At 73.1% G+C, this 26190-nt stretch carries 18 protein-coding genes and 2 pseudogenes; 8 read left to right on the top strand and 12 right to left on the bottom strand.

Going from position 1 to position 26190, the window contains the following annotated elements; all coding sequences use genetic code 11:
- Nucleotides 1-269: 269 nt before the first annotated feature.
- The gene (locus OHA91_RS32365; RefSeq protein ID WP_328740523.1) at nt 270-3134 is read left to right on the top strand and encodes a peroxidase family protein; all 2865 of its coding nucleotides are present in this window, start codon (nt 270-272) and stop codon (nt 3132-3134) included.
- 20 nt (nt 3135-3154) lie between these two features.
- Here OHA91_RS32365 and OHA91_RS32360 read toward each other — a convergent pair whose 3' ends face one another.
- Nucleotides 3155-4768, bottom strand: a complete 1614-nt coding sequence (locus OHA91_RS32360) for an alpha/beta fold hydrolase (RefSeq protein ID WP_328740522.1) — start codon at nt 4766-4768, stop codon at nt 3155-3157.
- A 12-nt stretch (nt 4769-4780) separates the two neighbouring features.
- Entirely contained in the window at nt 4781-5506 is a 726-nt protein-coding gene (locus OHA91_RS32355) for an alpha/beta hydrolase (RefSeq protein ID WP_245240254.1), read from the bottom strand.
- An 84-nt stretch (nt 5507-5590) separates the two neighbouring features.
- On the opposite strand from OHA91_RS32355, the pseudogene OHA91_RS39915 reads away from it, so the two are divergent.
- The 5 genes and pseudogenes from OHA91_RS39915 (at nt 5591) to OHA91_RS32325 (ending at nt 13894) form a co-directional block, all read left to right on the top strand.
- Nucleotides 5591-6474 (top strand): annotated as a pseudogene (locus tag OHA91_RS39915) (DUF4436 family protein).
- A gap of 92 nt (nt 6475-6566) precedes the next feature.
- Nucleotides 6567-7526 carry a polyphosphate kinase 2 family protein gene (locus OHA91_RS32340; protein ID WP_031156533.1) on the top strand — a complete coding sequence of 320 codons (960 nt, stop codon included), beginning with the start codon at nt 6567-6569 and terminating at the stop codon, nt 7524-7526.
- Between the two features lie 45 nt (nt 7527-7571).
- A complete protein-coding gene (locus OHA91_RS32335) occupies nt 7572-10292 on the top strand; it encodes a cation-translocating P-type ATPase (protein WP_328740520.1) in 2721 nt (906 codons plus the stop codon).
- Nucleotides 10292-12046 (top strand): SulP family inorganic anion transporter, encoded by a 1755-nt coding sequence (locus OHA91_RS32330; protein ID WP_051893659.1) that lies wholly within the window; start codon nt 10292-10294, stop codon nt 12044-12046. Before OHA91_RS32335 ends, OHA91_RS32330 begins: the two co-directional genes overlap by 1 nt.
- Nucleotides 12047-12118: 72 nt before the next feature.
- Nucleotides 12119-13894 carry an alpha/beta hydrolase gene (locus OHA91_RS32325; protein WP_328740519.1) on the top strand — a complete coding sequence of 592 codons (1776 nt, stop codon included), beginning with the start codon at nt 12119-12121 and terminating at the stop codon, nt 13892-13894.
- A gap of 17 nt (nt 13895-13911) precedes the next feature.
- Here the strand turns inward: OHA91_RS32325 and OHA91_RS32320 are convergent, their stop codons facing one another.
- The 3 genes and pseudogenes from OHA91_RS32320 to OHA91_RS32310 form a co-directional block, all read right to left on the bottom strand.
- Nucleotides 13912-14694, bottom strand: coding sequence for a CPBP family intramembrane glutamic endopeptidase (locus OHA91_RS32320; RefSeq protein ID WP_328741191.1), 783 nt, complete (start codon nt 14692-14694; stop codon nt 13912-13914).
- A 112-nt stretch (nt 14695-14806) separates the two neighbouring features.
- Nucleotides 14807-16006, bottom strand: a complete 1200-nt coding sequence (locus tag OHA91_RS32315) for a S8 family peptidase (RefSeq protein WP_328740518.1) — start codon at nt 16004-16006, stop codon at nt 14807-14809.
- 213 nt (nt 16007-16219) lie between these two features.
- Nucleotides 16220-16659 (bottom strand): annotated as a pseudogene (locus OHA91_RS32310) (aromatic-ring hydroxylase C-terminal domain-containing protein); the annotation flags it as partial.
- Here OHA91_RS32310 and OHA91_RS32305 point away from each other — a divergent pair.
- On the top strand, nt 16616-16810 hold the full coding sequence (locus OHA91_RS32305) for a TetR/AcrR family transcriptional regulator C-terminal domain-containing protein (RefSeq protein WP_328740517.1): 195 nt from the start codon (nt 16616-16618) through the stop codon (nt 16808-16810). The pseudogene OHA91_RS32310 and the gene OHA91_RS32305 sit on opposite strands and share 44 nt — an antisense overlap.
- Nucleotides 16811-16893: 83 nt before the next feature.
- Here OHA91_RS32305 and gdhA read toward each other — a convergent pair whose 3' ends face one another.
- The 3 genes from gdhA to OHA91_RS32290 all read right to left on the bottom strand — a co-directional run bounded on the left by gdhA (nt 16894) and on the right by OHA91_RS32290 (nt 19768).
- On the bottom strand, nt 16894-18249 hold the full coding sequence (gene gdhA, locus OHA91_RS32300; protein ID WP_031156514.1) for an NADP-specific glutamate dehydrogenase: 1356 nt from the start codon (nt 18247-18249) through the stop codon (nt 16894-16896).
- Nucleotides 18250-18396: 147 nt separating this feature from the next.
- On the bottom strand, nt 18397-19041 hold the full coding sequence (locus tag OHA91_RS32295; protein WP_328740516.1) for a dihydrofolate reductase family protein: 645 nt from the start codon (nt 19039-19041) through the stop codon (nt 18397-18399).
- A 142-nt stretch (nt 19042-19183) separates the two neighbouring features.
- Nucleotides 19184-19768: a TetR/AcrR family transcriptional regulator gene (locus OHA91_RS32290; RefSeq protein ID WP_031156509.1), complete on the bottom strand. Its 585-nt coding sequence runs from the start codon at nt 19766-19768 to the stop codon at nt 19184-19186.
- A gap of 46 nt (nt 19769-19814) precedes the next feature.
- Between OHA91_RS32290 and OHA91_RS32285 the strand changes: the two genes are divergently transcribed.
- Nucleotides 19815-21233: an FAD-dependent monooxygenase gene (locus OHA91_RS32285; RefSeq protein ID WP_031156507.1), complete on the top strand. Its 1419-nt coding sequence runs from the start codon at nt 19815-19817 to the stop codon at nt 21231-21233.
- Nucleotides 21234-21266: 33 nt separating this feature from the next.
- On the opposite strand, the gene OHA91_RS32280 is transcribed toward OHA91_RS32285, so the two are convergent.
- From OHA91_RS32280 to OHA91_RS32265, 4 genes are all read right to left on the bottom strand, one after another.
- Nucleotides 21267-23126 carry an HAD-IA family hydrolase gene (locus OHA91_RS32280; RefSeq protein ID WP_328740515.1) on the bottom strand — a complete coding sequence of 620 codons (1860 nt, stop codon included), beginning with the start codon at nt 23124-23126 and terminating at the stop codon, nt 21267-21269.
- A 201-nt stretch (nt 23127-23327) separates the two neighbouring features.
- A complete protein-coding gene (locus OHA91_RS32275; protein ID WP_328740514.1) occupies nt 23328-24443 on the bottom strand; it encodes an ABC transporter ATP-binding protein in 1116 nt (371 codons plus the stop codon).
- An 8-nt stretch (nt 24444-24451) separates the two neighbouring features.
- On the bottom strand, nt 24452-25291 hold the full coding sequence (locus OHA91_RS32270) for an ABC transporter permease (RefSeq protein WP_328740513.1): 840 nt from the start codon (nt 25289-25291) through the stop codon (nt 24452-24454).
- Entirely contained in the window at nt 25279-26190 is a 912-nt protein-coding gene (locus tag OHA91_RS32265; protein WP_328740511.1) for an ABC transporter permease, read from the bottom strand. The genes OHA91_RS32270 and OHA91_RS32265 overlap by 13 nt, the downstream gene beginning before the upstream one ends.

The raw sequence follows: 26190 nt of genomic DNA, 5'->3' as shown, positions 1-26190 counted from the left end.
CGATGCCGCAACAACAACGGGTGCGGCCGCGACCGCGCCGGACGGAGCGGACGGCACGCACCGAAGCGGCTTCCTGGGGCGATGTCCGGACGCAGAAGATTCCGGGGCGCTGCGCCGGACAGGTGGGCGGGCGCGGTTGCACCGTGATGCCCCGCACCCCGCCGTTCACCTGGGTTTTCGCCTGTCTGCCCCGCTCCGCACGACAGCGGCCGAGGGCTGGGGCAGCGTCGTGGGGAGTACAGGGAAATCCCCTCCGGGAAGAGGCTCGCATGGACGAGGTCGAACAGTACGAGCGCTACGCCGGCGGCAGTCCGGAGGCCGAACGGCTGGTCTTCGAACGGTTGACGCGTGAGCTGCTGCGGGTGCAGCACAAGGTGAAGAAGCGCAGTGGCGCCGCCGCCGTCGACCGGACCTTCCACGCCAAGGCGGTCCTCGGCGTGGAGAACGCCCGGCTGAGGTTCCGCGAGGACCTCCCGGCGGAACTGCGGGCGGGATTCGCCGCGCCCGGAGCCGAGTACCCGGTCACGGTCCGGCTCTCCAACGCGAGCGGGGTCCGTCAGCCCGACTTCGCGCCCGATCTGCGCGGGGCGGCGCTGCGCGTCGAGGTGGGCCCGGGTGAAGCCATCGATCTGCTGATGACGAGCTTCCCGGTCTCCCACGCCCGCGACGCGCGTGAGTTCGTCGCCTTCGCCAAGGCCATGGCGGGTGCCGACTCGCGGCTGCGCAAGGGGATCGCCCTGTTCCTCAAGCTGCCCCTGGCGGTCGGCTGGCCCACGGCCACCCGGATGCGGCGCAACATCGTCGCGGGAACCAGGCGTACGGTGCGCAGCCTGGCCCTGGAGACGTACTGGAGCCGCGGCGCGATCCTGTGGGGCGACCGCGGGCCGGTGCGCTACCAGCTGCGGCCCGCCGCGTCCGCCGCGCCGGCCCCGGCCGCGTCGGGCACCGATCCCGACTACCTGCGGCGCGAGCTCTCCCAGCGGCTGCGCCAGGGGGACGTCGTCTTCGAGCTGTGCGTGCAGCGCTACGTGGACGCACGGAGCACGCCGGTCGAGGACGGTGCGGCCGAGTGGCAGGAGGGTGTCGCCCCCGTCGTACCGGTGGCCACGCTGACCGTCCCGCGCCAGGACGTCCACACCGCGCAGGCCCGTGCCGGTGCGGCACGGGTCGATCTGCTGGCGTTCAACCCGTGGCACACCTCGGCGGGCTTCCGCCCCCTGGGCAACCTCAACCGGGCCCGCAAGGCCGCCTACGAGGCGAGCAGCGCCCACCGCCTGGGCCGCCGCTTCGTGACGGTCGAGCCGCGCCGCAACACCCTGCTCGGGGCACCGCTGCGGGCCGGCTTCCGCACGGTCAACCGCTTCGTGCCGTGGCACCGGCTGCCCACCCCGCTCGGCCTGCTCAACCTCATGGCTTTCCGGCAGACGCTGCGGCGCCACAACCTCATCGACACCGAGGCCCACGAGGCTCCGCCCGAGGCCGGTCCGGTGAAGGCACCGCCCGACGAGGAGCTGCTGGTCAGGCGTAGTTACGACGGCTCGTTCAACGATCTGTCGGCGCCGCGGATGGGAGCCGTCGGGGCGACGTTCGGCCGCACCATGGCGCCCGTCTACCGCCCGGACCGGTTCGACTCGCCCAATCCGGTCACCGTCAGCAGGGAACTGCTGCGGCGTGAGGCGTTCATCCCCGCGACCTCGCTGAACGTCATCGCCGCCGCGTGGATCCAGTTCCAGGTGCACGACTGGGTCAAGCACAGGAGGCTCCCGGTCTCCACCCGCAGCGTCGAGGTGCCGCTGCCACCCGGCGAGACCTGGCAGAACACCCCGGGCGGCCCGCGCGAGGCGGTGATGCGCTTCGGCGAGGACGAGGCGGTGCCCACGCCCGGCGGGCGGCCGCCGATCGTCTTCGCCAGCGACGTGTCGCACTGGTGGGACGGCTCGGAGGTCTACGGCGGCGACCGGTCCGCGGCGACCGCGTTGCGCGAGCCCGACGGCGGCGCCGGCCTGCGGCTGGAGGACGGCCACCTCCCCAACGGCCCGAACGGCTCCCCGCTCACCGGGTTCACCGACAACTGGTGGCTCGGCCTCAGCGCCATGCACACCCTCTTCGCCCGTGAGCACAACGCGGTGTGCGAAGCCCTGCGGCACGAGTATCCGCGCATGGACGAGGAACGGGTCTACCACACGGCCCGCCTGGTCGTCTCCGCCCTGATCGCGAAGATCCACACGGTCGAGTGGACCCCCGCGATCCTCGCCACCAAGACGCTCGACATCGGCATGCGGACCAACTGGGAGGGACCGCCGAAGAAGTGGCTCGACCAGTTGGGCGTCTGGCTGCTGGAGGCGAACGGGCGCCAGGGCATCCCGAAGACCCTGCCCGACCACCACGGTGCCCCGTACTCCCTCACGGAGGAGTTCGTCACCGTCTACCGGATGCACCCGCTGATGCCCGACGACTACGAGCTCGTCGACCACCGGTTCGGCCGTCGGCTCGACACCCTGGACTTCGCGGCCCTCCAGGGCGCCGCGACGGAGCCGCTCATCCGCAAGACGGGTCTGGTGAACACCCTGTACTCGCTGGGCATCGCCCACCCGGGGGCGATCACCCTGCACAACTTCCCGCGCGCCCTGCAGGCGTTCGAGCGGGACGGGGAGGTGATCGACCTCTCCGTGGTCGACCTGGTGCGCACCCGGCGCCGCGGCGTCCCGCGCTACAACGACTTCCGGGCCGGCCTGCACAAGCCGCGGATCCGGCGGTTCGAGGACCTCTCCTCCGACCCGGAGACGGTCGCACGGCTGCGGGACGTCTACCGCTCGGTGGACGACGTCGACACGATGGTGGGGCTGTTCGCCGAGAATCCGCCCGCGGGCTTCGGCTTCAGCGACACCGCCTTCCGCGTGTTCATCCTGATGGCCAGCAGGCGCCTGCAGAGCGACCGCTTCCTCACGGTGGACTTCCGGCCGGAGGTCTACACGCCGCTGGGCATGGACTGGATCGAGCGGGGCGGCATGACGAGCGTCATCCTGCGGCACTGCCCCGAGCTGGCCGGCATCCTGCCGCGCGGGGCGAGCGCCTTCGCGCCCTGGCGCCCGGTCGCACCGGTCCGGAACGGCAACGGCAACGGCAACGGCTGAGCGGGAGCGGGCGCCGCGGGTCAGGGGGCCATTTCGAACTCGGGCGCCTTGAGGGTCTTCAGGCATGCGGTGTCCGGTGCGGACGGGTTGTCGAAGAAGGAGACGGCGATCTCCTGGGCGCACTTCGACGTCGCGAAGACCACGTGCGGCTCGTAGGGGACCGTGACGACCGTGGCCTCGGGCAGCGTGCGGGCGACGTACGGGCCGTTGTCCGCGCCGGTCTGGGAGTCGAAGCCGCCCGACAGGGCGAGGGTGGGGATGTCGCCGCGCGTGGCGTCGCGGATGGAGGGCGGCGCCGCGGGGACGTTCCAGACATCGCAGTCCGGGTGGAGGAAGGTGAGCTGCGGGGCCTGGGCCTGCACCGAGCGGGGGAAGGCCGGGAACGTCGCCTGTCCGCCCCGGAGCGCCGCCTGCTCGCTCTCGTACGGGGTCCACTCGCTGCAGAAGACGCCGTAGACGAGGCCGTGGGCGATCCGGCCCATGGCCTGGGGGCTGAGCTTGCCGCCCGCCCACTGCTGGGCGATGCGCTGCGGCTTGCCGCGTGCCAGTTCGTCGAGGGCGGCGGGTACCTGGGGTGCCACGTGGGTGGCGGATGTCATCCAGTTCACCAGGGCTCCCCCGTCGAGTACGACCTTCACCGGCTTGTCGCTGCCGGGGAGGGTGACGGTGGTCGTGACCGGTTCGGCTTCCAGTTGGCGGACGAGCTTGTCGAAGGTGGCCGACAGGTTCGGGTAGCGCTTGTTGCAGGCGGGCTGCTCCGCGCAGGCCTTGAAGAGGCCGTCGAAGCCCTGCCGGGCGCTGCTCCAGGTCGCCGCAGAGCCGGCCCTGGACGGCGGGAGGATCCCGTCGATGCCCACGGAGCGCAGCCCCTCGGGGTGCAGGCGCATGTAGGCCAGCGCCAGGTGGGTTCCGTAGGAGATGCCGTACAGGTTCCACTTGTCGATGCCCAGCGTCTTGCGCAGGTCCTCGTAGTCGGCGGCGCTCTGGATGTCGTTGTAGGCACCGAGGTCGATGCCGGCCGCCGCGAGCTTGTCGCGGCAGGCCTTGGTGGCCTCGACGTGCAGGCGCTCGGTGGACGGGGCGTCGTAGACGAGGCCGACCGAACGGGCGTTGAACTCGTCGATGTTGGGGCACAGGAGGTCCGGGTCGGCCGAGTACGTACCGCGCTGGGACATGAAGACGACGTCGCGGTCGCGGTTCAGGCCGCCGTCGATCGCCATCTGCGCCTCCCCCACCGCGTCGTCGCCGGGTCCGCCCGCGAGCCAGACGATCGGGTCGGCCTTGGGCGTGTCGGTCGCCGCGGGCACGATGGCGACGCCGAGTTCGATCGTGCGGCCTCCGGACTTCTCACGGTTCTCGGGCACGGTGAGCGTGCCGCAGCGGGCTCCTTCGAGCGCCTTGATCGGTTCCGGTGTCTTCGGGCAGGGGCCCGGTTCGTAGGTGGCGTCCCCCACGGTCCGGGCGACGGTGCCGGTCGGCGCTCCCGGGGTGGGGTCGGTGGCGGTGCGGACCTGCGCCCCGGCGGGTGCCGTGAGCAGGCCGGCGACGAGGAGCGCGGCCGCCAGGCCGGCCGATGACGGGGCGAGGAGTCTTCCTGCGGGCTGGCGACGGCGGGGCGCACGGGCGAAGGTCATCTGCCCTCCCGGTCATTTGGGGATGATCGTGAACTGTTGGGGTTCGGGGTCGTCCACGCAGCCCGTGTCCGGCGGCGCGGTCGGGCGGTCGGGGAAGGAAGCCAGTACGCGTTGCGCGCAGGGCGACTGCGGGACCACCCCGTGGCCGGTTCCGGGGACTTGCACGGTGGTCGAGCGGGGCAGGCCGCGGGCCTCCTCGGCGGCCTTCAGTAGGAGCGCTTGCGCCTGCTGCGCGTCGTATCCGAGGCCCACGGCCTGCCCGTTGAACCGGTCGTCCCCCGGGCAGGCGAGGTTCGGCCGGTCGTAGAGGTTGCCGCGCTGGCCCATGACGATCAGTTCGCGGTCCTTGTCCAGGCCGGATTCGACGAGGAACGGGATGTCGTCGAAGGCGTCGGCACCGGGGCCGCCCGCCATGAACACCACGGGTTCCTTGGCGGGCTTCGCGGGGGTGAGCGCCGGAGTGACGGCGACGGCCAGCTCGATGGTCGCCCCGCCGGGGCGCGAGCGGTTCTCGGGGACTTCGAGGACGCCGCAGCGGGCGCCGCTCAGTGCCTCGATGGGCTCGGGCGGTTTCGGGCAGGCGCCGGGCACGAACCGGGAGGCCGGCGAGGTGGGTGAGGCGGGTGAGGTCGTGGCGCCGGGTGCCGGGGCTCCGGGTGCAGGGCCTGCCAGGCCGACTGCGGTCAGGCAGGCCAGAGCGGCCACGGCGGTCACCGCGCGGATGCTGTGCTTTGGCATGGACTTCGTTCCTCTGCCGACCTGGGCCGCAGCGGTTTGGCGGAACGCTCCTCCTCGACGCTACCGGTCGGACCGTACGGGCGCATGCGGAGCCGGCCGGCGGCCCCGGCCGCGGAGCCGACACACCCGCCCGGGTACGGCGGATCGCCGGCCCGGTCGAGCGCGGGATCGGCAGCGGCCGACCGGGTGGACGTGCGGGCGACCGTCCAGCGCGTCGACACCGCGGCCAGGGAGCTGGTGCTGCGGGTCCGGGTCACTCCGCGCGGAAGCCTCGGCGAGGAGGACGGGACCGCTCCGGTCGGGGACCTCAGCCTCCAGACCACCGAGGCGACCCTCGGCGACCTGTCGTTCAGGGCGCACGACCGGCTCGCGGCCAAGGACGTGAAGGTGGTCATGGCGGGTGGGTCGATCGGTGACTACCCGTTCGACGCCTACGAGACCGACATCGGGTTCTGGGCGCAGATGGACGGCAAGGAGGTCCCGGTCCGGTTGTGTTCTCCAACATCGACACGCTGTTCTCGGTCTCGGCGATCCCCTGGCCCTCCCCTCAGGAGGCCGCCCTGGGGGTGGAGTTGGTCCGCTCGGGCAGCCTGCTCGTCTTCGCCGTCCTGATGATGGTCGTGATGTGGGCACTGGCGGCGTCCGTGCTCATCGGGACCTGGTACCTGACGACCCGCGGCGAGGGCCTGGTCTGGCCCGCCCTCGGCTGGATGGCCGCCACCCTGTTCGCCCTCTCGGCGTTCCGCAACACGGCACCCGGCTCACCTCCGATCGGCTGCGTGCTGGACTGGTTCGCCTTCCTGTGGGCCGAGAGCGTCATCGCCCTCTGCGTGATCGCCGTGGTCCTCGCCGGCGTCCGCACCGCCCTCCGGGCCGACGGCGGCGAGGACGACGGGCCGGACGGCGAAGGAGCCGGACGGCCCGGGCCCGGCGGGACGGGCGATCTTGGCCGTGCGAGCAGACAATGAGCACGAGGCGCCCGGCGCGGTGACCGTCCGGGCGGGAGCCCGACGCCGCGTGCCGCAGCAGCGCCACGGGTCCAGCGAAGGACTGATGGATGATGCCGGACGAGAGAGCCGAACGCATCGCGGACTTCATCGAGCCGTTGCGGGTGGAGCCGGGGTCCGAAGTAATCCTCGGCCGGGACTTCGATCCCCGCTACAAGGCCGGCCTGAAGAAGCGGGACGGAGGCGAACTCCTGCGCAGCGGTGTGTCGTTGCTCGCCGAGTACCAGGAGCGGCTGGCCGCCCAGGACACGTACGGCGTGCTGCTCTGCCTCCAGGCCATCGACGCCGGGGGCAAGGACGGGACGATCCGCCACGTGATGAGCGGCGTCAATCCCCAGGGCGTGCGCGTCAGCAGCTTCAAGGTGCCCTCCGCCGAGGAGCTCGACCACGACTACCTGTGGCGGTACTCCCGCCGGCTGCCGGCGCGCGGCGAGATCGCCATCTTCAACCGCTCGCACTACGAGGAGGTGCTCGTCGTACGGGTCCACCCCGACAACCTCGTCCGGCAGAAGCTGCCGCACGACGCGTGCGGGCCGGACGTGTGGGACCGGCGCTACCGGGAGATCAACCGCTGGGAGCACTACCTCACGGACAACGGGTTCAAGGTCGTGAAGATCTTCCTCAACCTGTCCGAGGAGGAGCAGCGCGCCCGATTCCTGAAGCGGATCGACCGGCCGGAGAAGAACTGGAAGTTCTCCGCGGCCGACGTCCGGGAGCGGGCCCGGTGGGACGACTACCAGGACGCGTTCTCCGCGATGCTGTCGGCCACGAGCACGAAGTGGGCGCCGTGGTACGTGGTGCCGGCCGACCGGAAGTGGTTCGCCCGGATCTGTTCGGCGGCGGTCCTCGCGCACACCCTGATGGACATCGATCCCCAGTACCCCGACGTGGGGGAAGAGGCGCGCAAGGCACTGCTCGTCACCCGGCGGGAGCTGGAAGGGGAGGCCCCCGCCGGGACGGCGGCCGATCCGTACGCCGACTCCCGGCGGCCCGGGAGGAAGAAGCGCGGCTGAGGCCGGCGCCCGGGAGCATCCGCGGCCAGGATCGGAGGCAGGACGATGACGGTGCGGGCGGAATCTGCGGGAGGGCGGCCCCGGGCTCCGGGGGACGCCTGGTACACGCGCACGCCGGAGGAGGTCGTGGCCGCGTTCGGCGTCGACCCGGCCGTCGGCCTGTCCGCGGCGCGGGCCGCGGAGCTCCTGACCGCGCACGGACCGAACGCGCTGCCCGAGGAGAAGCCGACCCCGGCCTGGCGCCGGTTCCTCGCGCAGTACCGCAGCTACATGCAGATCGTGCTGCTGGCCGCGGCGGTCGTCTCACTGCTCATCCGGGAGTGGACCACCGCGATCCTGCTGATCGTGCTGACCCTGCTGAACGCCGTGGTGGGCCTGCGCCAGGAGGGCAAGGCCGAGAGCGCCATGAACGCGCTGCAGTCGATGTTGAAGGCGACGGCGCGGGTCCGCCGGGACGGGACGGAGGCCGAGATACCCGCGGAGCAGCTCGTCGTCGGGGACGTCGTGCTCATCGCCGCCGGGGACCAGGTGGGGGCGGACGGGCGCATCATCGAGGCCAGTGCCCTGCAGATCGACGAGTCGGCGCTCACCGGCGAGAGCGTGCCCGCCGCGAAGGACTCCGGCACGCTGGCGGGCTCCCTGCCGGCGCCCGGCGACCGGACGAACATGGCGTTCATGAACACGCCGGTCACCCACGGCAGCGGCGTGCTCGTCGTCACCGCGACCGGCCCCGGCACCGAGCTCGGCAAGATCTCCGGGATGCTGTCGGCCACCGAGAAGGAGGTGCCGCCGCTCACCAAGGAGCTCGACACCCTGACGCTGTGGATCACGGCCGCCGCGGGTCTGACCATGATCGTGATGTTCGCCCTGGGGCGCCAGCGGGACCAGGAGTGGGACGTGCTGTTCGTCAGCGCGGTCTCGCTGGCCATCGCCGCGATCCCGGAGGCCCTGCCGACCGTGACGCAGGCGATCCTGTCCGTCGGCAGCCTCAACCTGGCGAAGCGGAACGCCATCGTCAAGGAATTGCCGTCGGTCGAGACCCTGGCGTTCACGTCGGCGATCAATTCCGACAAGACCGGCACCCTGACGATGAACCAGATGACCGCCGTCGAGGTGCTGAGCCCCACCGACCGGTACACGGTCTCGGGCACGGGGTACGGGCTGGAGGGGAGGATCCACCATGCGGCGGGCTCTTCCGCCGGCATCGAGGACGCGATCCTGCCGTACGTGGTGGCCAGCGACGCGAAGCTGGTGGACGGCGCGGTGGTGGGCGATCCCACCGAGGGTGCGCTGCTGGTGCTCGCGCACAAGGCCGGACTGGACGTCGACGCCACCAGGGAGAGCCTGCCTCGGCTGGCCACCCTGCCGTTCGACCCCGGGTACAAGCTGATGGCCACCTTCAACGCGGCCCGGGACGCCTCCGGACGGCAGGTCGTGCGGTGCTTCGTCAAGGGCGCGGTCCCGGCGGTGGTGGCGCGGGCCGCCACGGCGCTCGCGGCGGGCGAGACCGTGCCGTGGGACGCCGCGCTGGCGGCGCGGGCCGAGGAGCAGACCGAGCGGATGGGCGGCGAGGGGCGCCGGGTGATGGCCGCGGCCACCCGGGACCTGGACCCGGCCGGGTTCGATCCGGAGGGCGACCTGCTGGCGTACGTCACGGAGCTGCGGATGACCAGCCTCGTCGGCATGGTCGACCCGCCCCGTGAGGAGGCGAAGGCGGCCGTGGCCGACGCCCGGGCGGGGCACATCCGGGTCCGCATGGTCACCGGTGACGACGTCACGACCGGTGCGGCGATCGCCCGGCAGCTCGGCATCCCGGGCGAGGCGGTCCTCGGCGCCGACTTCGCCGCCCTGAGCGAGGAGGAGCAGATCGCCCGGATCGACGGCATCGGCGTGGTGGGGCGGGTCGCGCCCGAGCACAAGGTGCTGCTCGCCGACACGCTGAAGAAGAGGGGCGACGTCGTGGCGATGACCGGGGACGGCGTCAACGACGCACCCGCGATCAAGGCCGCGGACATCGGCATCGCCATGGGCAGCGGCACGGACGTGGCGAAGAACGCCGGCCGCATGATCCTCTCCGACGACAACTTCGCCACCATCGTCTACGCCGTGGAGCAGGGCCGGAGGATCTACGACAACCTCACCAAGTACATCCGGTTCGTCCTGCTCCTGCTGGTCACCTTCGTACTGACCTTCCTCGGGGCCACGGTGTTCAACATCGCCGCCGGCGAGCCCTTCACCCCGCCGCAGGTGCTGTGGATCCACTTCGTGGTCAACGCATCCTTCGGCTTCGCCCTGGGCTTCGACCGGGAGAGCCCCGGGCTGATGCGCCGCACGCCGCGGCCGCGCGGGGAGTCGGTGCTCACCCGGCCCGTGCTGGTCACGGTCGCACTCGGCGGGCTGGCGATCACCGTGGTCCTGTTGGGGCTGATCACGCTCGGCAAGGCCCACTTCGACAGCGTCGAGACCGGTCGGTCCATCGCGTTCACCGCGTTCGCGCTCTGTCTGATCGTGGCGGCGTTCGAGTGCCGCAGCGAGACGGAGTCGGTGCTGACCGCGTCCACCTTCGACAGCAAGCAGATGAACTGGGTGGCGCTGGCCCAGTTCGTGCTGGCGGTGCTGGTGACCCAGATGGACGGCTTCCAGCGCCTCCTGGGGACGACGGAGATCGACGCCCGGCAGTTCGGCTGGGCGCTGCTCGCCGCCGTCGCCCTCCTGCTCCTGTGGGAGCTGGGCAAGCTCGTGGCCCGCCGGTCCCGAGGCACCTGATGGTCGGGCGGTCCGCGCCGAACCGGCACCCGAACCGCAAGCTCGCCTCTCGGGTGCGGGCCGTACCCGGGATCCGCGCGGTCTCGACCTACCGGCGGGAGTGGCTGGTCAAGGACCTGGTGGCGGGGGTCGTCCTGACCACGCTGCTGGTGCCGCAGGGCATGGCGTACGCCGAGCTGGCGGGCCTGCCGGCCATCACCGGCCTGTACACGACGGTCCTCTGCCTGCTCGGCTACGCGGTGTGCGGGCCGTCCCGGATCCTGGTGCTGGGCCCGGACTCCGCGCTGGGCCCGATGATCGCGGCCACCGTTCTGCCCCTGGTGGCCGCCGGCGGGGATCCCGACCGGGCCGTGGCGCTGGCGTCGGTGCTCGCGCTGATGGTGGCGGCCGTCATGATCCTGGCGTCGGTGGCCAAGCTCGGCTTCATCTCCGATCTGATCTCCAAGCCGACGATGATCGGCTACATGAACGGTCTGGCGCTGACCATCCTGATCGGACAGCTGCCCAAGCTGCTCGGCTTCTCGGTCGACGCGGACAGCCTGATCGGCGAGTGCGCCGGCTTCGTGCGGAGCCTCGCCGGCGGGGCCGCCGTGCCAGCGGCCGCCGCGGTCGGCATCGGCGGGATCGTCGTCGTCCTGGTGTTGCAGCGCTTCCTGCCGAAGGTTCCTGCGGTGCTCGTGATGGTGGTCCTGGCGATCGGCGCGGCCGTCGTCTTCGACCTGGGCGAGCGCGGCGTCGCACTGGTCGGGGAACTGCCCGAGGGCTTCCCTCCGTTCACGGTCCCGGACGTTCGGCCCGCCGACCTGCCGCTGCTGCTGGGCGGTGCGCTGGGCATCGCCCTGGTGTCGCTGACCGACACGATCTCCAACGCGTCGGCGTTCGCGGCCCGTACGGGGCAGGAGGTCCGCGGCAACCAGGAGATGGCGGGCGTCGGCGTGGCCAACCTGGCGGCCGGCCTCTTCCAGGGCTTCCCCGTCAGCACGAGCGGATCGCGTACGGCGGTGGCGGAACGGGCGGGGGCCAGGACCCAGCTCACCGGGGTCGTCGGGGCGGTCCTCATCGTCCTCATGCTGGTGCTGGTTCCGGGCCTGTTCCGCGACCTCCCCCAGCCGGCCCTCGCCGCCGTGGTCATCACGGCGTCGCTGTCCCTCGCCGACCTTTCCGGGTCCGTGCGGCTGTGGCGGCAGAGCCGTACGGAGTTCCTGCTGTGCGGCGCGGCCTTCGCCGGCGTGGCCCTGCTCGGCGTGCTGCCCGGGATCGCCGTCGCCGTGTCCCTGTCCGTCCTCAACGTCTTCCGGCGCGCGTGGTGGCCGTACCGCACCGTGCTGGGGCGGGTGCCGGACCTGGAGGGCTACCACGACGTCCGCTCCTACCCGCAGGCGCGGCAGCTGCCGGGCCTGCTGATCTACCGGTTCGACGCGCCGCTGTTCTTCGCCAACGCCAGGACCTTCCGCGACGAGATCAGGCGCCTGGCGGGCACGGACCCGCGGCCCACCTGGATCGTGATCGCGGCGGAGCCCATGACCGACGTGGACACCACCGCCGCCGACATCCTGGAGGACCTGGACGAGGCGCTCAACGCGGACGGCGTGCACCTGGTGTTCGCCGAACTGAAGGATCCGGTGCGGCGGAAGATCGAGCGGTTCGAACTCACCCGGACCATCGACGCCCGTCACTTCTTCCCCACGGTGGGGGCCGCCGTCGCCGCGTTCCGCCGGCTCACCGGGGCCGAGTGGACGGACGGCGACCACTGACCCGCCGGCCCCGCTCGGCGTCCGGATGGCAGGTCCGCGCGAGCCGCGGGACGATGTCCCCGGAGGACAGCGATGACCCAAGACCCGCCGGTAGCGGCGTCGTCGTCCCCGTCGGACGGACCGCCGCCGACCGGGGCCGGGGGCGGGACCGCGGGCGCGACCGACCAGACCGGGGCGGCCGGGCGGACCAGGCGGGGACGCGGCTCCGGGAAGAAGCGGCGTCTGCGGTTCCATGTCATGCTGCCCGGCTGCTGGGGCGCGCTCGTCCTCGCCTGCCTGTCCTTCACCCCGTCGTTGCTCCCCCGGGGCGGCGTCCTCCAGGGGCTGATCTGCGGCATCAGCGCGGCCATCGGGTACGGGCTCGGCGTGGTCGCCGCCTTCGTGTGGCGGGCCTTCGCCGACCGGGACGCTCGGACCCCCTCGCGCCGGTCGTGGCTCGTCCTGCTGGTCTGCGCGGTCGTACTGTTCGGCCTCGCGTTCGGGCTCGGACAGTACTGGCAGCACCGGATCCGCGGGCTCATGGGGGTCACCGACTACAGCGCGCTCGCCACCGTCGCCTGCCCGTTCGTCGCCGCTGTCGTCTTCTACCTGTTGCTGATGGCCGGGCGCGGACTGCGGCGCCTGTACCACGGGGCCGCCCGGCTGCTCGGGCGCTGGATCGGGCCGCGGGCGGCGCGGGTGGTCGGCTGGGTCCTGGTGGTGGGCGTGGCGTGGTCCGTGGTGAGCGGGCTGCTGCTGGGCGGATTCGTGAACGCGGCCAACGAGGCGTTCTCGGTGCGCGACACGCAGACTCCGGAAGGGGTGCACCAACCGACGTCCGCACTGCGCTCGGGCGGACCCGGCTCCCTCGTGCCGTGGGACTCGCTGGGCCGGCAGGGCCGGGCCTTCACCGGCAGCGGGCCGACGGCCCAGCAGATCGGCGGCTTCACGCACCGCGCGGCACAGGAGCCGGTCCGGGCCTACGCCGGGCTGTCGACCGCCGAGGACACGGAGACCCGGGCGGAGCGGGCCGTCGCGGACCTGAGGCGGGCGGGCGGCTTCGAGCGGGAGAACCTGCTCGTGACGACCACCACGGGAAGCGGCTGGGTCGATCCCGCCGCCGTGGACTCTTTCGAGTACCTCGGCAACGGTGACACGGCCACCGTGGCGATGCAGTACTCCTACCTGCCGTCCTGGCTCTCGTACCTCGTCGACCAGTCCAAGGCCCGCGAGGCCGGCCGCGAGCTCTTCGACGCCGCCTACGACGTCTGGTCCAAGCTGCCCCAGGACGAGCGGCCGCGGCTGTTCGTGGCGGGCGAGAGCCTGGGATCCTTCGGCGGTGAGACGGCCTTCAGCGGGGAGTACGACCTGCGCAACCGCACCGCCGGCACCCTGTTCGCCGGTCCGCCCAACTTCAACACCCTGTTCCGGGAGTTCAGCGATCACCGCGACGCGGGCAGTCCCGAGATCGAGCCCGTCTACAAGGAGGGGCGTACGGTCCGCTTCACCGAAGACCCGGCCACCGGAATAACCCCGGCGGACCGCGCGTGGGACGGCACCCGAGTGCTGTACCTGATGCACCCCTCCGACCCGATCGTCTGGTGGAGTCCCGCCCTGGCCCTGTCCGAACCCAACTGGATCGGCGAGGCGCCCGGCGGTGACGTGCTGGAGGAGATGGTCTGGATGCCTTTCGTGACCTTCTGGCAGGTCACGGCGGACCTGCCGTTCTCGACGGGGGTGCCGGACGGGCACGGTCACACGTACAAGGCCGCCTACGTCGACGGCTGGAACGCCGTCATGCGGCCGGAGGGGTTCACGGCTCAGGACCTGGACCGGCTGCGGGGCATCGTCGGGCCGCCGCAGGACTGAGCCCGGCCGCCGGACGGTCAGGACAACAGCAACCCGGCCACGTAGCCGAACGCGTTGACCGCCCAGTGCAGGCCCATGGGTGCCAGCAGACTGCCGCTGCGGCGCCGCAGTTCGCAGAACAGGACGCCCGCCGCGGCCGTGAACAGCACGGCCGCCACGACCGCGAGGGCGGCGCCGGCCGCAGAGTCGCCGAACACCTCGGTCAGGGCGGGTTTCGCGGTCGCCAGGTGCAGTGAGGGAAGTACGTGCCACAGGCCGAACAGCAGGCTCGACACGGCCGTCGCCCGCAAGGCCCCATGGGCGCGGCACACCAGGCCGTAGAGCACCCCGCGGAAAGCGACCTCCTCCAGCAGGACGGTTCCGACGGGGACCAGGACGAGGACGCGCACGGCCAGCTCGCCCGCGCCCATCCCGTCGTGGCGCCGGTCCTCGAAGAGGGGCCTGGTCTCCGGGAGGAGGGCTCCGGCCAGATAGACGAGGCCGACCAGGCCGATCAGGGCCAGCGCCCACCGGGCACCGCGGGCGAACGTGCCCGGGGCCAGGCCCGCGTCCGCCCTCGTGCCGCCGGCCCAGTGGAGCACGCCGATCAGCAGGACGCTCGCCGCGACGGCAGTGAGCAGGCCGAGGGGGCCGCTGCGGTAGTGCACGGCCAGATTCGCCGCGACAAGGACGGCCAGGGTGAGTCCGACGGCCGGCCGGGTGCCGATGGGTCCGCGCCATCGGCGCCGCGACGGGTCGCTCGCGGCCCGGGGTCCCGCTGCCTCGCGCCGCTCGGCGTCGTCGGGGTCGCCGCAGGGCATGACGTCCACGCTACCGGGCACCTCGTCCGGGCGCCCGGCCGTCGGCGGGCGGCACGCCGAGGAGCGGCCCTCCGCAGTGCGGAGGGCCGCTCCCGACAACTCTGCCGAAACGTTACTGCGCGACCTTCAGCAGCTTGTTCGCGGTGCCGGACGACGGGTTCTTGATGGCTCCCTTCGTCGCGGCCCCGGTCAGCGCGGCAGCCGTGTCGGCCGGCGTCGCGGACGGGTGAGCCGCCAGGTACAGGGCGGCGGCGCCCGCCACGTGCGGGGAGGCCATCGAGGTACCGGAGATCGTCTTGACCCCGGTGTCACTGTCGTTCCAGGCCGACGTGATCTCCGAGCCCGGCGCGTACAGGTCCACCACCGCGCCGAAGTTCGAGAAGTCCGACTGCTGGTCGTCCTCGGTGCTGGAGGCGACCGTGAGGGCTTCGGGCACCCGGGAGGGGGAGCCCTGGCCGGCGTCGGAGGACTCGTTGCCGGCCGCCACCGCGAAGCTCACGCCCGCGTCGATGGCCCGCTTGACCGCGGCGTCCAGCGCCTCGTCGGCGCCGCCGCCGAGGCTCATGTTGGCGACGGACGGACCGGAGTGGTTCTGCGTCACCCAGTCGATGCCCGCCACGACCTGCTCGGTGGTGCCGGAGCCGTTGTCGTCCAGCACCCGCACCGCGACGATCTTGGCCTTCTTCGCGACGCCGTGCGCGGCGCCGGCGATGGTTCCTGCCACGTGCGTTCCGTGGCCGTTGCCGTCGTCGGCGGTCTCGTCGTTGTCGATCGCGTCGAAGCCACTGGTGGCCCGGCCGCCGAAGTCCTTGTGCGTGGTGCGGACGCCCGTGTCGATGACGTAGGCCGTCACCCCCTCACCGCCGCCGTCGGGGTACGTGTACTTCTGGTCGCCGGCCGTGGCTGCCTGGTCGATCCGGTCCAGGCCCCAGGACGGGGGCTTCTCCTGGGTCTCGCTGATGGTGAAGCGCTTGTTCTGCACGACGGTGCCGACAGCCGGGTCCGCGGCGAGCCGCTTGGCCTCCTTCTCCGTCAGGCCGGAGGCCGAGAAGCCGTTGACCTTGGAGCCGTAGGCGCGCTCCAGCTTGCCGCCGTACTTCTTCGCCAGGTCCTCCTTGTTCGCGGATGCGTCGAGGATGACGACGAAACTGCCGTCCACGGCGCCCGGGGCGCCGAGGCCGTGCACAGTCCCTTCGGCCGGTGTGGCCGCCCCCGCGAGGGGGCTCGCAAACAGGCCCGCGGCAACCGCTGTTGCGGCTCCCGCGGCTATCGCCGTGTTGCGAAGGGCTTTGGATCGCTTGTGAGTTGCCATGAAGAGGGTTCTCCTCGTGTTGACGTGTGGGGCGTCAAACGTTCTGTAGAACCCTGTTCCGATTGACAGGAGCAAATCAAGGGCGAACCGGGGGTAAGGACTTGTTCAACAAGGTTTCTCAATAGCCCCTCCACACCTCCTCCACCTCGCACACGCGTTCTCACGAACTCCCGCGTGTAATAAGCACGTTCTTTTGGCGGCCGGGCCGGGGGGCTATCCCGCGATGTCCGCCGCGCAGGGGGCGAGCCCCTCCGCGGAGGCTCCGGCCCACCCGACGTAGCCGTCGGGGCGGACCAGGAACACCCCGTCCCCGTAGGCCTCGTACGAGGGGATCCGTACGGTGCGGACCGCCGCGAGCCCGGGAAGTCCGGACAGATCCGGCAGGTCGCGGCCGGGGGCCGCGGCGTCGCCGACGGCCAGCAGCGTCCAGTGCGCCTCGCGGAACTCCTCGAACAGCCGGACGCCGCCACGGATCCGTCCGGCGCGCGGTCGCCCGCCCGCAGGGCCCCCTCGGCCAGGTCCGCACGGGTCTCCACCGCGAGGACGCGGTCCCGGTAGCCGAGGCCGAGCTGCCGGGTGGCGGCGCCGCGCCGGGCCTCGCGGCGGTGGATGCGGGTGGACAGGCCGAGCATCTCGGCGGCGACCGGCAGCCGCTACGACCCGGACGAACGCGCCGCGCGCATGGCGGAGTTCCCCCTGGCGGCGGCCGCGGGGGCGGAGCTCTTCCAGGACTTCTCCACGGGCTTCGAGGAGAGCCTGCGCCTGCTCGTCGCGGGCATCGAGGCGCGCTACGGCATCTCCTGAGCGAGTGCCGCCGGCAGGCGGGCGGTCCGGGACGCGAGTCCCGGACCGCTCCCCCACGGCACCGGCGCGGCGGTGCCGTCCGATCAGATGACGCCCTGGGCCAGCATCGCGTCCGCGACCCGCTCGAAACCGGCGATGTTGGCACCGGTGACGTAGTCGCCCGGGGCGCCGTACCGCTCGGCGGTCTCGTGGGCGACGGCGTGGATCGAACGCATGATGGCGGCCAGCTCGTCCTCCACCCGCTGCGCGCTCCAGGCCACCCGGCCGGCGTTCTGGCTCATCTCCAGCGCGCTGACCGCGACGCCGCCCGCGTTGGCGGCCTTGCCCGGCCCGAACGCGACCCCGGCCTCCTGCAGGATCCGTACGGCCTCGGGCGTGGTCGGCATGTTGGCGCCCTCGGAGACCGCCTTGACCCCGCCGGCGACGAGCGTACGGGCGTCCTGCGCGTCCAGTTCGTTCTGCGTGGCGGAGGGGAAGGCGATGTCCGCCGGCACCTCCCAGACCCGTCCGCCTGGCACGAACCGCGCCGAGGATCCGCGGCGCGCCGCGTACTCGCTCACACGCCCCCGCTCGACCTCCTTGACCTGCTTGAGCAGCGCCAGGTCGATGCCCTTTTCGTCGACGACGTAGCCCCGGGAGTCCGAGCAGGTCAGCGGGTTCGCGCCGAGCTGCTGGAGCTTCTCGATCGTGTACAGCGCGACGTTGCCGGAGCCGGATACCACCGCGGCCAGCCCGTCCAGCGACTCGCCCCGGACCCCCAGCATCTCGGCGGCGAACAGCACGCTGCCGTAGCCGGTCGCCTGCGGCCGGATCGCGGAGCCGCCCCAGCCCTGGCCCTTGCCGGTCAGGACGCCGGCCTCCCAGCGGTTGGTGATGCGCCGGTACTGGCCGAAGAGGTAGCCGATCTCGCGGCCGCCGACGCCGATGTCCCCGGCGGGCACGTCGGTGTGCTCCCCGATGTGCCGGTGCAGCTCGGTCATGAAGGACTGGCAGAACCGCATGACCTCCGCGTCCGACCTGCCGTGCGGGTCGAAGTCGCTGCCGCCCTTGCCGCCGCCGATCCCGAGGCCGGTCAGGGCGTTCTTGAAGACCTGCTCGAAGCCGAGGAACTTCACCACGCCGATGTCCACCGAAGGGTGGAAGCGCAAGCCGCCCTTGTACGGGCCGAGCGCGCTGTTGAACTCGACGCGGTAGCCGCGGTTGACGTGGACCCGGCCCCGGTCGTCCTGCCACGGGACACGGAAGACGATCTGCCGCTCGGGCTCGGTGAGCCGCTCCACCAGGGCCACGGCCGGGTCGGCGTACTCGGGCCGGGCCGTGAAGACGGGGGCCAGCGTGTCGAGGACCTCCCGTACCGCCTGGTGGAACTCGGGCTGTGCGGGGTTGCGGCGCTCGATCTCGGCCCGCAGTGCTTCCAGCCTGTCCTTCGAGTCCTTCACGTATGTCCTTCCGTCGATTTCCACGTGCAGCGCGCCGCGAACACGCGCTTTCGGAAGAGTTCTTCCGCCAGAGCGGCTCCTTCGCGGAGGCTACCGCGCACGCCGCCCGCCCGGGCAAGGCTTCTGCCCTGCGGACAAAAAAGCGCGTCAGCGGCCGTTCCCGCTACCGCGGTCGGGTGCGCTCATGTCCCCCGTCGCGGGGATCCCGTCGGCGAGCCCGTAGCGCAGGTACACGGCGCCCTTCGGGCCGGCGGCCGGGGGTTCGAGGAGCGTGAGGCTGGTGGGCACCTCTCCCCCGTCGAACACCTTCTTGCCGACCCCGAGCACGATCGGGTGCACCCAGAGGTCGAGACGGTCGAAGAGCTTCTCGCGCAGCAGGCTCTGCACGAGGTTCAGACTGCCGACGACCTTCACGTGCTCGTGCCGGTCGCGGATCTCGCGCACGGCGCCGGCGAGGTCGGGGCCGAGCTGCGTGGACCCGGCCCACGAGAGGTCGGGCCGGCCGCGCGAGGCCACGTACTTCGGGACGCGGTTGAAGAGCGTGGCGATGCCGTCGTCCTCGCCGCCCTCCTGGTGGGGCCAGTAGGCGGCGAAGATGTCGTAGGTCCGCCGGCCGAGCAGGAGGGCGTCCGTGCCCTCGTACGCGGCGCCGATCTGCTCCCCGGCGACCCCGTCCAGCAGGGGCGCCTGCCAGCCGCCGAACGGGAACCCCACCGGGTCCTCGTCGGGGCCGCCGGGCGCCTGCCCGACGAGGTCGAGGGTCGCGAACAGCTCGATGTGGATGAGTCCCATGACGTGCTCCCGGTGCGTCGGTCTTCTTCCGTCAATGGATAGACCAGCCGGAGCCCGCGAACTCATCGCCGCGACGGACACCGGGACGGGAATCGCGACGGGAACTCCGGCGGAAATCGCGGGCGGAATCCGGTCCGGCCGGTCACCGGCGGGTCATGAGCCCGATGCCGTGTTCGAACCGCTCGTCGAAGGAGGCGTCGCCCAGGTGGTCGCCCACGCGGCTCAGGGCGGGGTATCCGCCGGGCGCCAGGGCCTCGGCCAGGGCCTCGCCGTGGGCCCGGTCCGCGGTCTGCTCCTCCTGGGCCAGCCCCAGCACGAAGTAGACGATCGACCAGCAGGTCCAGGCGGCCTCCCGGTCGCCGAACCCGCCGGCCAGCAGCGCCTCGACCATCCGGTCCGCGAACCTGAGCGTGCCCGGTTCCGCGACGTGCGTGCCGGCCACGATCACCGCGCCGTCGCGGTGGGACAGCAGCGCCCGCCGGTAGCGCCGGGCCAGCTCGTGGACGCGCTCGCGCCAGTCCTCGGGCAGCCCCTCCGGGGAGACCTCGGAGACGATCGCGTCGGCCATCAGCTCCAGCAGGCGGGCCTTGGACTTGGCGTGCCAGAGCACGGTGTTCATCCGTACTCCGAGGCGGTCGGCGACCCCGCGGACCGAGACGCCCTCCGCCCCGCGCTCGTCAAGGAGTTCCAGCGCCGCCCGCACCACACCGTCTTGCTTTTTGGTCACTGACCAAGTCTACTTCTTGGTCAGTGACCAACAAGGAGGATCGTCGATGATCGTCATCGTCGGAGCCGGGCCCGTCGGCCTGTGGCTGGCGGCAGAACTGCGGCTGGGCGGGGCCGAAGTGACCGTGCTGGAGGACCGGGAGGAGCCGGATCCGCATTCCAAGGCCCTCACCGTGCATCCCCGCACCCTGGAACTGCTGGCGTGCCGCGGCATCGTGGAGAGGTTCCTGGACGAGGGCCGCCGCATCCCGGACGGCCACTTCGGCGGTCTGGACGACCGGATGGACTTCGGCGTGCTCGACACGCCGTTCCCCTTCACGCTGGCCCTGCCGCAGGCCCGTACGGAGGCGCTGCTGGAGGAGCACGCGCGCGCCGCCGGAGCCCGGATCCTGCGGGGCCACCGCGTCACCGGCCTCACCCAGGACGCATCAGCCGTCACGGTCGAGATCGCCGGGCGGCCCCCGGTACGGGCCACTCACGTCGTGGGCTGCGACGGCACGCGCAGCGTCGTACGGGGCGCCGCCGGCATCGCCTTCCCCGGTACGGAGGCCACCACCTGGGGCTGGCTCGGCGACGTCGTGCTGGACGCGCCGCCGCCGGGCCCGGTCAGCATCTCCGGGCCGGCCGGCGGCCTGATGGTGGTACCGCTGCCGGGCGGTGTGCACCGGATCGTCGGCGGGGACCCGGACGGCGCCGGCCCCGACCGGCCCGGCGCGCTGACCCTCGACGAGCTGCGGGCCAAGGTGGTGGCGATCTCCGGAGGCGACTACGGCCTGCGCGACCCGCGCTGGCTCTCCCGCTTCGGCAATGCCACCCGGCAGGCCGAGCGCTACCGCAGCGGCCGGGTGCTGCTCGCCGGAGACGCCGCGCACATGCACTTCCCGACCGGCGGCGTCGGCCTCAACGCAGGCGTCCAGGACGCCGCCAACCTGGGCTGGAAGCTGGCCGCCGTGGTCAGGGGCGAGGCGCCCGACGCCCTGCTCGACACCTACCACGACGAACGCCACCCGGTCGGCGCCGAGCTGCTGGCGTCGACCCGCGCGCAGACCGCGCTGATGACCGGCCACTCCCCCGAAGGACAGGCGCTGAGAGCCCTACTGAGCGGGCTCATCGCCGACCTGCCGGAGCTGTCGCGCACCCTGGCGGAGCGGTTGTCGGCGCTGTCGGTCGCCTACCCGGCCGCCGAGGGCGGCCACCGGCTCGCAGGCACCCGCGCGCCCGACCTCCGGCTCGGCGACACCGGGCTGTTCACGCTCCTGCGGACCGGCCGCCACGTGCTGCTGGACCTGGCCGGCGGGACCGCTCCGGCCGAGGGCGTCACCCACCACCGCGGGCCGCTCTCCGCACCGCACGCGGACTGGGCGGGGGTGGCGGCCGCGCTGATCCGTCCCGACGGCCACGTGGCCTGGGCCGGTGACGACCCGGACGCCGATCCCCGGGCGGCCGTCGCCGGGCGGTGGGGGTGACCCGGCGGAGGGCGCGGCCGCCCTCCGCACCCGTCAGGCGAAGCGGAAAGTGGTGACCACCGCCGCGTGGTCGGAGGGCCAGTCGTTGGCCGCGACGTCCGGCCAGGGCGCGATGCGGCCCGTGGCCAGGGCGATGGAGTCCAGGACGGTGAGGCGGTCGCCGGTGTGGAGCACGAAGTCGATGCGGTCCTGCGGTTCCGGGCGGCCGCTGCCGTCCTCGTGCCGCGGGTGGACGGGCGACCAGGTGGTTCCGGGAGCCGCCACCGGGTCCGGGTGCGCCTCGCGGTAGGAGTCGCGCAGCCCGGCCCGTTCCACGGCGCGGGAGACCGGCCAGTCCACCGGACCGCGCCCGCCGTGCAGCGGGGCGGCCGCGGCCGTCCAGTCCAGGTGCGAGGGGGCGTTGAAGTCTCCGACGAGCAGGACCGGCGTACGGTCGGCCGCGGCCAGGTCCGGCGCCATCCCGGCCAGGATCCCGTCGATCTCGCCGACCCGCCCCGACTGCCTTTCGCGGTCGGCCAGTTCGGGCGCGGCGAGACCGCCGAAGCAGGCGTCGTAGGGCCCGTACGGCGTGTAGTTGAGGTGGGCGCTCCACAGCACCAGCTCGTGCGGGGCGCCGTCGGGGTGCTCGTCGAGCCGGATCCGGGCGCCGGTGGCCCCGTAGAAGCCGGCTCCGGGGTCGCCGAGGGTTTCCACGAGGGGGTGGCGGCTGAGGACCGCGAGGTTCTCCCCGGCGCTGTGGTGGAACCAGCCGAGCGCGTCGGCGAGTTCGGGCGCGGCGTGCACGGCGGTCTCCTGGAGGCCGACGACGTCGACGTCCGCGGCGAGGAGCACGGCCAGCTGCTTGTCGCGGTGGTCGTCGACGGGGCTGCCCCCGAGCCACAGGTTCCAGCTCATCACCCGGACCCGGTCGAGCGCGGGCGCGTCCGCGGCCGCCACGGGGATGCGGACGGTGAGGTGGGCGGTGGCGCCGTGCGCGTCGACCGCGGTGACCTCGGCGACGGCGACGTCGGCGGTGTCCGGGCCCGGCAGCGGCGAGGGGGTGCCGCTGAGGGTGCCGTCGGCGTGGACCGTGAGCCAGTCGGGGCGGTCGGCGGCGGCGAAGGTCACGGGACGGGCCGCGCCGCGGAGCAGGCCCGCCACACGGGCGGTGAAGGGCCGGCCGGCGCGGGCGCGGCGGGTGGTGAGCCCGGGGACGAGGAACCGGGGCGCCGGTGCGTCGGCGACCAGGGCCCGCAGCCGGTCCGGGGTGGCCTGTTCCAGGGAGTCCAGCACGGTGCGGCCCGGGGCCGGGTCGATCCTGGCGACGGAGGGCACGGCGAGAACCTGGCAGCCGGCGGCTTCGGCCGAGGCGACGCCGGTGGGGGTGTCCTCGACGGCCACGCAGGCGGCGGGCGGGACCCGCAGCGCGCGGCAGGCCGCGAGGTAGGGGTCGGGGTTCGGCTTGGTGAGCGCGGTGTCGTCGGCCGTGACGGTGACCGTGAAACCGCCGTGGCCGGCCTCCGCGAGGGCGGCCACGACGGTCTCCGCGACCTCCCGGGGGGAGGCCGTGACGAGGGCGGTGGGGACGCCCTCGGCACGCAGTGCGCCGAGCAGGGCCAGCGCGCCGGGCCGGGGTACGACCCGGGTGCGGACCCGGTCGGCGAACGCCCGGTGCAGCTCGGCGGCGATCGCGGCGGCGGGGGCGCCGCTGCGGGCGGCGAGGACACCGGCGGTGTGCTCCACGGGCCGGCCGAGCACGTCCGGCTGGTCGGCCTCGACGAGGACGTGCCCGAGCCGCTCGGCCGCCTCCGCCACGGTGTCCCACCAGAGCTGCTCGGTGTCGACGAGGGTGCCGTCCATGTCGAAGAGGACGGCTTGCAGCGGGGTCGGGGCGGGAGAGTGCGAGGGCGTCACGAACGAGGTCTCTTTCCGGTGCGGGTGGTGGGGTTGCGGCCGGGGCGGCCGCGGTACGGGCGGACCCGGGCGGCGGTGGTGGGACCCGGGGGGAGGTGGCTGCGCGGACGGCACGGCAGCCGGGGTGTCGTGCCTTCAGCGCGCGTTCCCGCGGCGCGGCCGGGCGGCCGCGGGCACGGCCCGGGGCGCCGGTCCCCGCGGTCAGCTCGCGCGCGGGGCCACCAGGACCGGACGGTCCGGCAGCGACAGGCGGACGGGCGTGCCGACGGCCAGGTGGCCCGCGTCGTGTGCGGGAACGTCGGCCTTGACCGGGGTGCCGTCGGCCAGGGCCACGGACACGCGGACGGTGGCGCCCAGGAACGAGGTGCCGAGGACCCGGCCTTCCCCGGCCGCGTCAGCGGTGACCCCGAGCGACTCGGGCCGTACGAGGACGTCGACGTCGGCGCCGTCGGCGCCGTCCCCGGCGCTCGGCGGGGTGCCGTCGACGGCGAGGTGGCGGCCCAGGACCGCGACGGTCGCGCCGGAGGCGAGGAGCCGGCCCGGGATGCGGCTCATCGTGCCCACGAACTCCGCGACGAAGGGGGTGGCGGGGCGGGCGTACAGCTCCGCCGGCTCCGCGCACTGCTCCAGGCGGCCGGCGCGCATGACCGCCACGCGGTCGGCCATGGACAGCGCCTCCTCCTGGTCGTGGGTGATGAAGAGGGTGGTGATGCCCAGTTCCTGCTGGAGGCGGCGGATCTCCTCGCGCAGCGTCAGGCGCACCTTGGCGTCGAGGGCGGACAGCGGCTCGTCCAGGAGCAGGACCCGCGGGCGCAGGGCGAGGGCGCGGGCGAGCGCGATGCGCTGCTGCTGTCCGCCGGAGAGCTCGTGGGGGAAGCGGCCGCCCTTGTCGGCGAGGCCGACGAGTTCGAGCAGTTCCCCGGCGCGGGCGCGCCGCTCGGCGGTGCGGACCCGGCGCATCCGCAGGCCGAACGCCACGTTGTCGAGGGCGCTCAGGTGCGGGAAGAGGGAGTAGGACTGGAAGACCATGCCTGCGTCGCGGCGGTGTGCGGGGACCGCGGTGACGTCCTTGCCGTCGACGAGGATCTCCCCGGCGTCGGGGTGTTCGAAGCCCGCCAGCATGCGCAGCGCGGTGGTCTTGCCGCAGCCGGACGGGCCGAGCAGGGCCAGGAGTTCACCGGGGCGCACGGTGAGGTCGAGTCCGTCGAGGGCGGTGGTGGTGCCGAAGGCCCGGCGCAGGCCGCGCAGTTCGACGGTGGCCGCGTCGGACGGTGCGGGCGTGCCGTGCGCGGCCGGCGCGGGTGCGGTGAGGCTCATGAGGGGTGTCATTTCCGGTCGGTGGTCGAGGAAGGGGCGCGGCGGCTGCCGAAGCCGGCGAGGAGCAGGAGCAGCAGCCAGGTCACCAGCAGGCTCATGACGGAGACGGCCACGGACATCTGGGCCTGCGAGCCGCTGATGTTGACGATCCAGACGGCGAACGGCCGGAAGCCGAGGAGCTGGGCGGTGGTGAACTCGCCGAGGACCAGGGCGAGGGTGAGGAAGGAGGCGCTCAGGAGGGCTCCGCGCAGGTTCGGCAGTACGGCGCGCAGCAGGGCGTGCGGCAGGCTCGCGCCGCACGAGCGGGCCGCCTCGACGAGGGTGCGGACGTCGATGGCGCGCAGTCCCGCGTCCAGGGCCCGGTAGGCGAACGGCAGCGCCATCACGGCGTAGGCGAGGACCAGGACGAGGGGGAAGTCCGGGTTCTGGACGGCGACGAACGTCTGGAAGAGCGGGGTGCGGGAGAGGCGTTCGGGCCCCCACTTCAGGACGGTGCCGACGCCGGCGACGAAGGCGATGGGCGGGACGACGAGCGGCAGCGAACACACGACCTCGACGACGGGCCGCAGCTTCGACGCGGTCAGCCGGAGTGCCACCGTGGCGGGAACCATGAGCAGCAGGACCACCGCGATGGTGGCGGCCGAGAGTTCGAGGGAGAGGAGCAGGCTGGGCAGGAAGCCCTCGGTGTCCAGGATGCGGGTGTAGGCGTCGAGGTTCACGCCCTGGCCGGGCACGTCGACGGTGAAGACGACGGAGGCGGCGAGCGGCACCAGGAAGTACAGGGCCGCGGTGGCGAGGACGAGAGCGCGCCAGGGGGCCGGGGTCGGGCGGGCGGTCAGGCGAGCCATCGGGCGCTCCGTCGTTGCAGGGGCAGGTAGACCGCCATCACCAGGCCCGCGACGAGGACCATGTCGAGGCTGAGGGCGAGGGCCACGTTCTCCTGCCCGATGAGCACGTTGCCGGAGATCGCGTCGGCGATCTGGAGCGTGACGAGCGGGACCGAGCTGCCGACCATCGCGGCGGCGGTGGCGTACGCGGCGAAGGCGCTGCCGAAGAGGAGCACGAGGCCGCCGAGGAGGGAGGGGGCGAGGACGGGCAGGGCGACGTGCTGCCAGTACTGGCGGTGGGTGGCGCCGTTGTTCTGGGCGGCCTCCCGCCACTGGGTGCGCAGCCCGTCCAGGGCGGGGGTGATGGTGAGGACCATGAGGGGGACGAGGAAGTACAGGTAGACGAGGACCAGGCCCCAGAAGCTGTAGAGGTTCCAGCCGGTGTCGGCCAGGCCCAGCTCGCGGGTGAGGACGCCCGAGTTGCCGAGGGTGGCGACGAAGGCGAAGGCGAGGGGGACGCCGCCGAAGTTGGCGAGGACGCCGGAGGCGGTCAGGACGGCTTCGCGCAGGGCCCGCAGGGGGGAGGTGACGACCGCCTGGGCGAGGAGGAGGCCGAGGAGGGTGGCGAGGACCGCGGAGGTGGCGGACAGTTTCACGCTGCCGACGAGGGCGGTGAGGTAGGCGCCCTGCCAGGAGGCGGTCAGGTTGCCGAGGCCGTACGAGGCGGCGCCGGTGGCCGGGTCCCGGGTGGTGAAGGCGCCGTCGAGCATGGCGGCGGCTGGCAGGCCGAAGGCGATCGCGGTGAACAGCAGCAGGGGGACGACGGCGAGTGCGCCGGAGCGGCGGGCCCGCCGCCCGGTCCGGGCGGCGGGGGCGGCCGGGGCCGCCGGGGCGGCGGCCGCCGTGCGGGGTGGGGTCAT

It is taken from the genome of Streptomyces erythrochromogenes, from assembly GCF_036170895.1.
GTDB lineage: Bacteria > Actinomycetota > Actinomycetes > Streptomycetales > Streptomycetaceae > Streptomyces > Streptomyces erythrochromogenes.
The sequence above is the reverse complement of the archived record's forward strand: the minus strand, read 5'-3'. Positions and strand labels throughout refer to the sequence as shown.